Annotated in this window: 12 protein-coding genes; 6 read left to right on the top strand and 6 right to left on the bottom strand. The window is 53.3% G+C overall.

Going from position 1 to position 12,642, the window contains the following annotated elements; genetic code table 11:
* Positions 1–176 precede the first annotated feature (176 nt).
* Together trmB and F456_RS0102635 are read right to left on the bottom strand one after the other, a co-directional pair.
* Positions 177–971 carry a tRNA (guanosine(46)-N7)-methyltransferase TrmB gene (trmB, locus tag F456_RS0102630; protein ID WP_018975451.1) on the bottom strand — a complete coding sequence of 265 codons (795 nt, stop codon included), beginning with the start codon at positions 969–971 and terminating at the stop codon, positions 177–179.
* Between the two features lie 277 nt (positions 972–1,248).
* Positions 1,249–1,434, bottom strand: coding sequence for a hypothetical protein (locus F456_RS0102635; RefSeq protein ID WP_018975452.1), 186 nt, complete (start codon positions 1,432–1,434; stop codon positions 1,249–1,251).
* 298 nt (positions 1,435–1,732) lie between these two features.
* On the opposite strand from F456_RS0102635, the gene mnmL reads away from it, so the two are divergent.
* From mnmL to F456_RS0102650, 3 genes are all read left to right on the top strand, one after another.
* A complete protein-coding gene (gene mnmL, locus F456_RS0102640) occupies positions 1,733–2,695 on the top strand; it encodes a tRNA modification radical SAM protein MnmL/YtqA (protein WP_018975453.1) in 963 nt (320 codons plus the stop codon).
* Positions 2,696–2,700: 5 nt separating this feature from the next.
* Positions 2,701–3,285: a tRNA 5-(aminomethyl)-2-thiouridylate-methyltransferase MnmM gene (gene mnmM, locus F456_RS0102645; RefSeq protein ID WP_018975454.1), complete on the top strand. Its 585-nt coding sequence runs from the start codon at positions 2,701–2,703 to the stop codon at positions 3,283–3,285.
* Between the two features lie 231 nt (positions 3,286–3,516).
* Positions 3,517–4,617, top strand: coding sequence for an alpha/beta fold hydrolase (locus F456_RS0102650; protein WP_018975455.1), 1,101 nt, complete (start codon positions 3,517–3,519; stop codon positions 4,615–4,617).
* A 163-nt stretch (positions 4,618–4,780) separates the two neighbouring features.
* On the opposite strand, the gene recQ is transcribed toward F456_RS0102650, so the two are convergent.
* Entirely contained in the window at positions 4,781–6,733 is a 1,953-nt protein-coding gene (recQ, locus tag F456_RS0102655) for a DNA helicase RecQ (RefSeq protein WP_018975456.1), read from the bottom strand.
* A 332-nt stretch (positions 6,734–7,065) separates the two neighbouring features.
* On the opposite strand from recQ, the gene F456_RS0102660 reads away from it, so the two are divergent.
* Positions 7,066–7,503 (top strand): carboxymuconolactone decarboxylase family protein, encoded by a 438-nt coding sequence (locus F456_RS0102660; RefSeq protein WP_018975457.1) that lies wholly within the window; start codon positions 7,066–7,068, stop codon positions 7,501–7,503.
* Between the two features lie 217 nt (positions 7,504–7,720).
* The gene (locus F456_RS0102665; RefSeq protein WP_018975458.1) at positions 7,721–8,710 is read left to right on the top strand and encodes an RluA family pseudouridine synthase; all 990 of its coding nucleotides are present in this window, start codon (positions 7,721–7,723) and stop codon (positions 8,708–8,710) included.
* A 200-nt stretch (positions 8,711–8,910) separates the two neighbouring features.
* Here F456_RS0102665 and F456_RS0102670 read toward each other — a convergent pair whose 3' ends face one another.
* The 3 genes from F456_RS0102670 to F456_RS21640 form a co-directional block, all read right to left on the bottom strand.
* On the bottom strand, positions 8,911–10,554 hold the full coding sequence (locus F456_RS0102670) for a hypothetical protein (RefSeq protein ID WP_018975459.1): 1,644 nt from the start codon (positions 10,552–10,554) through the stop codon (positions 8,911–8,913).
* Between the two features lie 72 nt (positions 10,555–10,626).
* Entirely contained in the window at positions 10,627–11,085 is a 459-nt protein-coding gene (locus tag F456_RS0102675) for a hypothetical protein (RefSeq protein WP_018975460.1), read from the bottom strand.
* Positions 11,086–11,224: 139 nt separating this feature from the next.
* Complete coding sequence (locus F456_RS21640; RefSeq protein WP_018975461.1) at positions 11,225–11,872, bottom strand: cyclodeaminase/cyclohydrolase family protein; 648 nt, start codon at positions 11,870–11,872, stop codon at positions 11,225–11,227.
* Between the two features lie 238 nt (positions 11,873–12,110).
* On the opposite strand from F456_RS21640, the gene F456_RS0102685 reads away from it, so the two are divergent.
* On the top strand, positions 12,111–12,629 hold the full coding sequence (locus tag F456_RS0102685; RefSeq protein ID WP_018975462.1) for a DUF421 domain-containing protein: 519 nt from the start codon (positions 12,111–12,113) through the stop codon (positions 12,627–12,629).
* Positions 12,630–12,642: the final 13 nt, after the last annotated feature.

Here is a 12,642-nt window from a genome sequence, read left to right on the forward strand (position 1 = left end):
TTTTTGGCACAGAAAATGCAGGACCAGACCAAAAGGTCAGAAAGCTCGCAAAACACTGCTTCTGCGAACCCTCTGACCTTGGGCCTAACATTTATTCGAGTTTGCGGCTTGCCGGTTCCTCCGAACAAACTTGAACGAAAGAATGGAAAAACGTATCGAAAACTGTTCTAAAGCGATCAGACCTCGGACTTTTCTTCCTCGACGACCGGAGTTTCATTCTCCGCTTCTTCGGCAGCCATAGCGGCTCTTTCGTCCGAAGAAATACGGTAAGGCTCCATGCGAACCTCTTCGTATCGTTCAAGTGCCTTTTCGCCGATTACAACTTCGCAGCGATGGATATTCATGCCCTTGCCCATGAATTTGTGCTCATATTCGGTCATCACATGTTCTTCGTTGATGCCATCGCGATGCAGGTTCAGACTAATGTTGGTCATCTGCAGACCCGAATCCGCAAACGAGTTCAACGAGAATTCGAACAAAGTCTCGGAGTCCGTCTTGAAATGAATTTGTCCGTTAGCATTCAACACACGCTTGTACATATCCAAAAAACGCGGATGCGTCAAACGGCGGCGTGCATGCTTTTTCTTCGGCCATGGATCGCTGAAATTCAAATAAATGCGCTCCAGTTCGCCTGGAGCAAAAATATCTTCGAGTTTCTCGACGTTGGCACGTGCCAGCATCAAGCTCGGCGGCGTATCATGACCTTGTTCCGCCCAAGCCGCTCTCGCTTTCTCGCTTGCCCGGCGAACCAGTTCGTCATACATATCGATACCGATGAAATTCGCTTGGGGATTGCGCACGCTTGTACCGCTGATAAAGCGGCCTTTGCCCATACCAAGCTCTACATAGATCGGGTGGTCGTTGCCGAACAATTCGGCCCAACGTCCCTTATACTGTTCCGGTTCGAGGACAACCAATTCCGGTTGTGCCTCCAGGTTTTCCCGGATTCCTTTTCTTCCGCGTAAACGCATGTCATTCCTCCGCTATAAAAATCTCGGCTCGGCCATCTCCGATGCATACCGCTTCCGGCGCTTTGCCGCATGGATCCGTCGTCCGATTATCCGTACGCTCGAGCCTCCGCCTTATTGTGCCGAAGTTCCTGCAAAAAGTAAAGACGAAAAAGAAGCCCTTCCGCTCGGGAAGGGCTTCTGGAGCGGTCGGCACGATCGTCGATCTGCCGATGCCGCTTATCTATGCCGGGATAATAATCCGGTTAAGCGAAAGAGCGCCTTTGCGCTTGGTTCTCGTTTATTCCGTGCGATCCGCGGCAAAATCAAATGCCTTTTCAAATGCGCTGCGAATTTTCTTGCGGGCTCCCACTTCGATCTGATGGCCGTTGTTGAAACGCACGCCTGTCAATGCAAGCGCTTCTTCACGGGTCAGCTGGACCGAAATTTTTTCCTCGGAATGATCCGGTGCAAATTGAGTAGTCATTATCAATCACCTCTTCGTTTCTATAAGAATAATCGGCACTTCCCGGAATCTAAAGATAGCGTTACCATTATTGATATATCGCTATTTTTCCGTGTTCCGATCTCAAGTTAAATATAACACATCGATGTAAGATATATCAAGCGCAAAATTTATTTTTTTATCGTATATTTTTGTTCAAGGAATCCATTTTCACAGAATTATTCTTTTTACTCCCAAGCGATTTTGATATAATTAAAGATTGACGGATAAGGTGTCTCTCGGTAATGAACCTCTGTCCATTTTGAAAGGAGTTCGACTAATGTTTTCTTATATTCCGGCTCTTGCATCAGAGAAGCCTCTACTCTGGAGCGATAAGCGGTTCCATACATGGAATACCGAAATGCATGACCAATTCGGCGACAAAGTATTTAAAGTTATGCTTGATGCAGGCTTTACCTGTCCAAACCGCGACGGATCCATCGCCAAAGGCGGCTGTACGTTCTGCAGCGCGCGCGGATCGGGCGACTTTGCAGGCAGCCGCCGTGATGATCTCGTTACTCAATTCAACAATATTCGCGATCGTCAGCATCTGAAATGGCCGAGCGCAAAATATATCGGTTATTTTCAAGCTTATACAAATACGTATGCTCCCCTGGAAACGCTGCGTGAGTACTATGAAGAAATTCTCAAGCAGCCCGGTGTGGTCGGACTTGCTATCGCTACCCGTCCCGACTGCCTGCCGGACGATGTGATCGATTATCTGGCCGAATTGAACGAACGAACTTACTTGTGGGTTGAAATGGGCCTGCAGACGATCCACGAGTCGACTTCTACGCTGATTAACCGTGCACATGATACGGCCTGCTACGAGGAGGCGGTTGCGAAGCTGCGGGCACGAGGCATTCGTGTCTGTGCCCATATCATCTATGGTCTGCCGCAGGAGTCGCATGAGATGATGCTGGATACCGGACGCGCGGTAGCCAATATGGATGTGCAGGGCATCAAGATTCACCTGCTGCACTTGATGCGCAAAACGCCGATGGTCAAGCAGTACGAAGCCGGACTGCTCCGCTTCCTGGAGCGCGACGAGTACATCAAGCTGATTGTCGACACCTTGGAAATTCTGCCTCCGGAAATGATTGTGCACCGACTGACCGGTGATGCGCCCCGCGACCTGCTGATCGGTCCGATGTGGAGCTTGAAGAAGTGGGAAGTGCTGAACGGCATTGATGCCGAACTGGAGAATCGCGGAACCTGGCAGGGCAAGTACTGGAGGGGTTAAGAAAGATGGGATTTGTATCGGTACTTAACTTTGCCCAGCAGCTGATTCAGAAAAGGCTTCAGCCGGGCGATATTGCTGTCGACGCTACGGTCGGCACAGGGGCAGACACGCTCTTCCTGGCACGGACCGCCGGAGCTCGCGGACGGGTTTACGGATTCGATGTCCAGCAGTCTGCGCTGGATCAAGCAGTGATGCGCCTGGAACGCGAGATGGAAGCCGGTACAAAGCTGGCTTCCACCGAGCTGCTGCTGCGCAGTCATGCGGAGATGGCGGAGGCGCTGCCGGCGGATCATCAAGGCCGGGTTGCCGCTGTCATGTTCAATCTAGGCTATCTGCCGGGAGCGGAAGATCTGAGTGTAATGACGACATCGGTATCCACGCTGCCCGCTCTTGAAGCCGCGCTGTCTCTCCTGCGGCCCAAGGGCATTCTGACCGCGGTGCTCTATCCCGGACACGACGGAGGCGGCGCAGAGGCGCTCGCCGTCGAACGCTGGGCCGGCGAACTGCCGGGATCAGCGGCACGATGCATTTTGTATCGCCAGCCCCAAAGGCCGGAAGCCCCTTATCTGATTGCAGTGGAAAAAGTTTAATCAGAGGGACTATAAGCTCCTGCAGGTACAAGATTGAAAATTCCGAACCGAATACGGCTTTGGACCGGCGATACACTTTACTAAGCCGGAAAAGAGGAAAACATCCCTCTTTTCCGGCTTTTTTATGCATAAAGAAATAGTGGAATGCAAAAACGGGTATGTATGAGAACAAGTATGTATCGAGTAAGAAGCAAACAAGCTGTATAAATTGATCTTCCGGGAGGAACTGCCATGCTTCACCGCTCTACAGATCCTATGGCTTCTATGGCGCCTGCTTCGCCGAACGGCCAGACATTCCCACGTTCGGTACAATCGGCCGAAACAGCCGCCGACGCCGGTCTCTCCCGGCAGACTCATAGTGAGTCGGAAGGTGCCAGTCCCTTTCTGCTGGACGGCGCCGACGGCGTGACGCTCTTCGTTCATGCATGGCCGCTGGCCCAGCCGAAGGCCGTCGTGCAAATTTCGCACGGTATGGGCGAGAACGGCGGCCGCTATGCCGATCTCGCCGCGGCGCTGAATGCGGCGGGCTATGCCGTGTACGCGGGCGACCACCGCGGTCACGGCCGGACGTCCGGCGAGACGCCGGACGGACCGCTGCGCCAGGGCTATGCCGGGCCTGATGGGCTGAACGGCATGTGCCGCGATCTGCTGATCATCGCGGCAGAGATTTCCCGGCGCCATCCGGGTGCGCCGGTGATCCTGCTCGGCCACAGCATGGGCTCGTTTCTCGCCCAAAAGCTGATGGCCGACCAGCCGGCTTATTATGCCGGCTTCATCTTGACCGGCAGTTCCGGCCGCCGAGCTGCGCTGCCGCTGAAGCTCGGACGCGCATTTGCGGCGGCCGAGGCGCGGCTGCTCTCGCCCGCGTTCGCGTCGTTTGCGCTGAACGCGCTTGTGTTTGGTCCCTTTGGCCGAGGTTTTAAGCCCCGGCGGACACGCTTCGACTGGCTGTCGCGCGACGAACGAGCCGTCGACGACTTTGTCCGCCATTACGGCCGGAAGCTGTTCAGCTGCGGATTTTTCCGCGACTTCTTTCAACTGCTGCTGGATATTCAGCGCCCGGAGCTTCCGAACCGGATCGAATTTACCGGCCCGGTTCTGCTGTGCTCCGGTGAACACGATCCGGTAGGCGGTGAAGAAGGCGTGCGTCGTCTAAAGCTCTTCTATGAAAAGGCCGGAATTCGAAATCTTGAGTGCCGCGTTTACCGAGGGGCACGCCATGAATTAGCATTCGAAGTCAACCGCAGCGAGATTATCTCCGGTTGGATCGACTGGATGGACCGGCACTTTGGAACGATTCCGCCTTCGAACATTGACATACCGAACCGTTGACAATGTCTATGCGGCAAAAGTTATTCAGAACATTCGGACGAAATCCGACGAGACCGGACGAAAAAGAGAGCTTCCCGCTTATAAGCGGAAAGCTCCCTTTTTATCATTTGCTCATTTTTTTATTTGTTCATTTGCTCATTTATTCCTGACGGTTCTTATCCGATCAGTTTTCGTAATCTTCGTAGTATGCGAACATATTCGAGTCGTTCAATTCTTCATCCGGCGGGGCTTCCATATCGTAGTAGCCGTCATTGTCCGAAGCGCCTCCTCCTACATCTCCTTCACGATTTTGGAAAAACTCCAGGAACGGACGTCCATATTTGCGGTATTTCACTTCACCTACGCCTTTGATCCGCAGCATTTCAAACTCTGTCTTCGGCTTGTGAATACTCATCTCGCTGAGCGTTGCATCGTTGAAAATAATATAAGACGGCACATGCTCCTTCTCCGCCAACTCGCGCCGGATCAGACGCAGCTGCTCGAAAATGGTCACTTCGACCGCTGAAAGCTTCTCGTCCGCACGCGGCCGACTGCTCCGGGAACCCGAAGATGCGGCGAACGCTGCTTTGCGCGCTTCGCGCTGGAATACCTGCCGGCCACCTTTGAGCACTTCCGTAGCAAGCGGTCTTAATTTCACAACCGGATACTGACCTTCCGTCAGCTCCAGATACCCTTCGGAAGCGAGCACATTGATCATATCGACGATTTCTTTTTCCGTTTTGCCGTTAAGCATTCCATAAGTCGACAGCTGGTCAAACTTGTACTGCAGCACTTTTTTGTTGCGGGAGCCTTTGAGCACACCGGCTACCATCGAAGCTCCGAAGCGCTCTCTCATCCGGTAAATACAAGAGAAGATCTTCTGTGCATCCACCGTAATATCGATGATCTCCCGCTCGTCCCGGCAGGAGCTGCAGCTGCCGCATGGCTTGTCTTCGTGCTCCTCGCCGAAGTAATCCAGTTGGGCGCTGCGCAGGCATCTTGTCGTATAACAATAATCGACCATCTGCTGCAGCTTCCGGTATTCGTTATGACGCCGCTCTTCTTCTTGTCCGTTCTGCTCGATCAGGAATTTCTGAACGACGATGTCCTGCGCACTGAACAGCAGAATACATTCGCTCGGTTCGCCGTCCCGGCCCGCACGACCGGCTTCCTGTACATAGGCTTCCATATTTTTCGGCATATTATAGTGAATGACATAGCGTACATTCGACTTATCGATGCCCATACCGAAAGCGTTGGTTGCGACCATCACCCGTACATCGTCGTACAGAAACGCTTCCTGTGCGCTTTCGCGTTCCTCATCCGTCATGCCCGCATGATAGCGTCCGGCCGCAAGCCCCTGCATCGACAGCTTGGAGTACAGCTCATCCACTTCCTTGCGCGTTGCCGCGTATACAATGCCGGCTTCGCTTGCATGGCTTTTGGCATAATCGAAAATGTAGTCCTTCTTGCTCTCGCCCCGCAGTACGGTGAAAGCCAAATTGTCGCGACCCAGCCCGGTGACAAACGTATTCGCCTCCTGCAGATGAAGCAGTCTGACGATGTCGTCCATGACCTGCGGCGTCGCCGTCGCGGTAAAAGCGGCTACGGTCGGTCGGTGCGGCAGCGAATCGACAAAGGGCGCAACCGCTAGATAGCTGGTACGGAAATCATGTCCCCACTGCGAGACGCAGTGAGCTTCGTCGACCGCCACACAGTCAATGCGCAGATTCGCCATCTCGTTTTGGAACCAATCCAGTTCCAATCGCTCGGGCGCAACATACAGCAGCTTCAGTTCGCCGCGCTGCGCCGCCCGAATGCGTTCATTGACTTCGCGTCCGCTCAGCGTGCTGTTGATATATGCCGCCGCAATTCCGTTCGTTACAAGCGCGTCGACTTGGTCTTTCATAAGCGAGATCAGCGGAGAGACGACCAACGTCAATCCTTCCATCATCAGCGCCGGAATTTGATAACAGATCGATTTACCGCCGCCCGTCGGCATGATTCCCAATGTATCTCGGCGGGTCAGCAGACTTTCGACAATTTTTTTCTGGCCCTCGCGAAAATCGGGATAACCGTAATATTTCTGCAGCAGTTCGCCTGCCTGCTCCATCAGCACCGTTTCTTCAATAGCCATTATGCAAAACTCCTTAAAGGGAATGCCGCCTGCGGCATCCCCGTAGATTCACTGTTCGTCAAGACGCCCGACTAGAAGCCCGAATCATACAGATCCGTGAACTTTATTGGAGCGTGTTCTTTCTATATTTTACCGGGCATGCGTCAATCGGGCAACAACCGAATGGGAACAAATATTCTTTTTCGCAAAAAACGTCACATCCCCCTTTTCCATTTTGTCTCCTGTATCGTAAGGGCAGACAAAGTATCTTAACGGCGTAGAAAGAAATGTGCTAAAGGTGCCTATCCTTTTCTCCTGCCCACCATTCGACATACAAAGGAGATTATACAACGATGGAACAGCGTATGAACATGCAGCAGGTGCTTCCCAACGTCTACAAAAAAATGATGGAACTTGAAATGGCAATCGCTGGCGCGAATCTGAACTCGACAATTCTCGAATTGATCAAAATCCGCGCATCTCAGCTGAACGGCTGCGCCTTCTGCCTCAATATGCACACACGTGATGCGCGCAAGTTGGGCGAAACCGAACAGCGTCTGCATGTTCTGGCGGCTTGGCGGGAAACTCCGTTCTTCAACGATGAAGAGCGGGCGGCACTGGCGCTGACCGAAGCTGCTACCCGTCTGGATCGTCATGGCGTGCCTGACGACGTCTATGACGAAGCTGTCCGCCTATTCGGACAAGAAGGCACTGCCAAACTGATCATGGCAATTGTAGTGATCAACGGCTGGAACCGGATCGCCGTCTCGACCCGTTTGATGCCGGTCTGACTCCAGCGAGTCCGCTGCCGAATATCCTCTGATCAGACTTTTTTCGCAAATCGAAAGCCCGCTGTACCCGGCGGGCTTATTCGGTATTTTCTGGCCTTTTGGCGGCGGCTCTGGTATATTGGACTCGGCGAATCGCGGCTTCATGCTTGACTTTTCAACCTCTTGATCGGCCGCGTACGACCTACGATCCCTTTTCAAGAATGGAGTTCATCCGATTATGGCTTATACGAATAAACGACCGGGCGGTAAGAAGCGTCCTCCCGGCGTCAAGAAAGATAATTCTTACACAGCTCGAGAAGAAGCAAGACGTGCGAAAACAGATGCTCAATCCCGCAGCTTCACTGTGACCCAGCCTGCCGAACTGCTGGCTTTCCTGCTGGAGCATATGAAAGGTATGGGCCGAAACTCGGTCAAATCCGTACTGGCTCATGGACAAGTTCGGGTCGACGGCACCGTCGTTACCTTGTACAACCATCCGCTGGAGCCCGGCCAGACTGTCGTTGTCGGCAAGGAACGGGCCAAGCCGAAAATGAAATTGAGCGGTATGCGCATTCTGCACGAAGACGACGACGTCATCGTGATTCGCAAAGAAGCCGGCCTGCTGTCCATGTCCGCTTCGCGCGAAGAAGACAATACGGTCTACCGTCAACTGATGGGACATATTCGGCAGACCAATCAGCAGGGACGCCTTTTCGCACTGCAGCTGCTTGAGAAAGACGCCTCCGGTGTCATGCTGCTCGCCAAGACGGAAGCGGCCAAGGAAGCGCTGCATGAACAGTGGAACACAGGAACCGCCAAGCAGTCTTACATGGTACTTGTAGAAGGCAAAGTCAAAACCGAATCTGATACCGTGACTTCTTGGCTTCGCGAGACGAAGACAATGAAGATGTACGCCAGCCGCAAGGAAGGCGACGGTCTGCATGCCGTTCTGCACTACAAGCTCCTGAAATCAGGCAGTCAGATGTCGCTGCTTGAAGTTACGACAGAAACCAACCGCAAAAACCAGATTCGTGCCCAGTTCGAAGACATCGGACATCCGGTCGTTGGCGACAAGAAATACGGATCGACGCTGCGCACTCTCGGTCGTCTGGGACTACATGTACACCAACTGACCTTTGTCCATCCGACAACGGGTAAGACAATGAAGTTCGACACGGAAGCGCCGAAGCCTTTCTTTGCGGCATTCCAGGAAAACAAACCGGAGTAAGCTCAAGGAAGTTCAGGCTGATACCATCGGTTTGCTTTATATCAAAAAGTCACGCTTCTTGCATAGAAGCGTGACTTTTTGTCGTAGAATGCGTATTTTTTGAGTGATAAAGAAACGCAGCAGCGGCGGAATCCGCTTATTGGGCCCTGCTGCTGCCCTGATTCAATGCTGTATTTCTGTAATTCTGTATTGCCGTAGTTCTATCGTACATAATCGGAAAATTCCGCTGCTTTCCCGTTAATCTTCGCTTCCGCTTCGCCTGTTTCGGCAAGGATCAGTTCCAGTCTTCGGCTGTGCAGACTGCGATAGCTTACGCTTCTGCCGTCCGGAGCAAACGACGGTGTCCGATCGCGCATCAGGACAGCGAAGCCTTCCAGATCGTCGGCGTCCAGACTCTCCGCCTCCTCAACACTTGCCGCTTCGATTACGACGGCTCCGTGAGATCCCGTGCTGCGTACGTTAAGGCGATCCTCCGTCTCCTCGAGCTCATATTCGTTTCGTAAATAGACCGCCAGATAAGCGCCTCCGACTTGGCCGAACAGAGCCCGCTCTTCGCGAATCCACTCGCCTTTCGGCAGTACACCGACAATCGTCGGGTCTTCTCCCTCCGGCACCGGATACATTGCCATCACTACGCTGCGGTCCGGCAAAATTTTTGCATACGGGCTTTCGTGACGCAGATCTCCCTCGGCATATCCTTTTCCGGGATGGATAAAGTAAGCCTGGTTCACCGCATTTCCCAGTTCATACGACAGTGGGAACGTAATATCCCAGCGGTGCTGTTCATTGTCGAATTCTTCCGATTGCTCCCACATGCCGCCTGCTGCATAGGCATCGGTCAGATACGTGTAGCTGTGCAGCTCGCGATCCGATCCGTTAGGCTGAGGCTTAAGAATCTTCTTCTTGACCTCCGTCGGTACAAGGCGGTCAATAGCCGCAATTCGGGCGTCTTCCGGCGCTTCATAATACAAGAAGCCCGCATACTCGGCGCGTACCAGCTCAGGAGGCAGCCTGAAGTCGCCGTACTGCAAATAATCGAATGCCGCATTCCGATCCCTCGGCGCATCCACTGCCAACCCCCGGGCATGCGGCCCGGCCCAGGCACCGCCGATGTAATGCAGCGATCGCTCACGCCATAACAGATCCAGCATCCGGTTCAAATCATCCGTAATCTCCGGATCATCAAGCAGCAGACGCACGCAGGTAAATGCCTGCACCCAATGCCAGAACCACGGCTGCGATCCATATTCGTGCATACCGCGATTTTGCACATACTCCAGCAGATCTTTCAGTGAGCGGCGGCCGTCCTCCAACAGAGGCTGATCGTCGTAAAATGCTCCGAACAGCAGCTTGGCAGCCGTATACTTAGCCTCATGATGACCATACTCCTTCAACGGACGGTCATAGAAACGGCTGTCGTATACTGCCTTCAGTGCCTCTTCAAAAGCTTTACGCAGCTTCTGCGACAGCGACTCCCCGCAGCGCTCGACAAAATAAAGCATCAGACTGCCCATCAGTTCAACCGGCAGCGTATTCGGCTCTGCTCTCTCCGGCTCATCGCCCAAGCCCAGCGGCCAGTGACCGTAAGTTTCGCTGCCTTCACGGCGATCCTGCAGCTCCAATACACGCTCAAGTACCGCTGTCGCTGTCTCTTTAGCCCCTTCACGGTCAAAGCGGACCCGAATATCCGGGTCAGACGCAGCCGCGTACAAATAAGACGCGTAATAAAAATTGTTCCGTATATCGTCGTGGAACCACAACCCGCTTGGAAGCAGTTCTCGCGCAGCGGCCTGAGCCGCCAGCTTACCGACGATCTGCCGGCTTCTTTTCTCAACGGTCTGCATGATTTGATATCCAGCTCCTTCCTATACGATTACGATCCCGCATTGCGCGAGTATCCCGTATTTGTCTTGATCCTATCCCTGCTGCGCAAATTCGCGGGCGCAGGATTCCAGCAGCAGGCAGAACGAACGGTTCTGTCCAAGCATGAACGAGGACAAATCGTATCGGCGGCCCGCCGGCTCATAAGATACGAGCAGCCGCCGGCCCATCCGCCGCATTGCGTAATCGACAAAATTCCGAGCTGCTTCGCTCTCGATCAAGGTGATGTACGCATACAGCGAATGCTCTTCGGGCTCGTCAAGGGGACTTACGCCCGCACAAGAGTATTCTGTTTTTACTCCAGCCGCATTCAGAAGACGCAGCGCTTCCAGCAGTTCGGCGTCGACTTCAACGCCATTCAGCATTCCCGTCCGTTTGGATTCGCGGCGAACTTTCTCGCGTTCTGCCCAGCGGCCCAGCTCACTACGCCGCCTTTTCCAATGTTCGGGCGTCTGTCCGCTGTTTATGATCTCATCTGGCTGTATGTCTTCCATATGTTTCTCTCCTTCCACAGACCAAAAGCCGGAAGCTTCACAGCTGCGCCGCTTCCGGTCCCGCCTTTTTATTATGCCACTCTCGCTGTCTGCGCGCTATCCCGTTCCCACTCTCCGCGCTTTGCATTGGGTCACCGGCTCAATCGCCATTCCGACTGCTCTCCATCTCCTTCTCTATCGCCTGCGTAACTTCATTGAGTGCCAATTCCTTCAGACGCTCCGCCTGAAGCAGCAGCCTGTCGGCACGGTCGCCGTAAATCTCGCGCTTCTTCTCGTCCATACATGCCGGAAGATTGATGCGTACGGTCAGATAAGCCGAGCGGGCTGCGGCCTCGAACATGACGATGCCAATGCCAAGATCGGACAGGACATGCTCCCGTGTCGCGTCAGCAATTCCCCGTGCACTTTGAAGACCTCTAACACAGACTTCCATCATTGCCAGCGGTACTTCAATCGTCTGCATTACCGCTTCGACCAGTGCCTTGTCTTCATGGGTATCGGCCGCTTCACTTGCTTCCAAATATTTCGCGAAGCCGCGCATATCTTCCGACATCAGCTTTTCGCATTCCGCCGCAATTTCTTGCATCTCGACCTCCGCCGCGTCAATCTCCTCCCTCTGATCCGGCGTGCGCTCCCGATGGGACAGATTGGCCGCCATCGATGTCATTGCCGATCCGAGAGCAGCTGCCAATGCCGAAGTGCTTCCTCCTCCAGGTATCGCTTTCGCGCTGCCGGCGCGTCCGATAAACTCACGGATTGTTAAATCCCAAGGTGATTGTTCGTTCATTGAGTTTTTCCTCCTTTTCGCATTTCTGAATCCTGCTTGTGCCGCTCCATTTCCCGTTACATTACCCCCAAATGAACACAAATGCGCAAAAAAACGACTCGGTAATCCCTTATAACCTTCACGATCACGCGATGCTGACATTCAGCCTGCCGGGTGGACGCTTCTCTGGAAGTTTGACGCCGTAAGGCATTACAAATGTTGAACTTTGGGTAATAGTGCTGGAAAAGGAGGCTGGACAATGTTCTTTAACAGTTGGGAATCTATAGGCAGAACACTGCTGATCGGCGTATTGGCTTATATCTCACTCGTCGTTATGCTCCGCTTTGGCGGGAAACGGACTTTGACGCAGATGAACGCTTTCGATCTGGTCGTCAGCGTGGCAATCGGTTCCACACTCGCTACGATCCTGCTCAATCACTCGATTACACTGGCCGACGGTCTTAGCGCTTATCTGGTCCTTATAGGCATGCAGTTCCTTGTTTCATGGATGACTTCGCGTTTCAGACCGTTTGAAAAGTTGGTCAAATCTGCTCCTACCCTGCTCTACTATAACGATCACTTTCTACCGGATGCGATGAAAAAAGGCCGAATGAGTCCCGATGAAGTTTGGCAAATTGCCCGAAACCAAGGCTTGGATTCCATGGGGAAAATTCATGCGGTCGTACTGGAGCCGAACGGCAGTCTGTCTATCATTTCAAAGCCCGACGGAGACAGCGACGAATCGACCCTGCGGAATGTTAAAAATTACGAATCCTAACTTGACGACTCGT

The organism is Saccharibacillus kuerlensis DSM 22868 (assembly GCF_000378145.1).
GTDB lineage: Bacteria > Bacillota > Bacilli > Paenibacillales > Paenibacillaceae > Saccharibacillus > Saccharibacillus kuerlensis.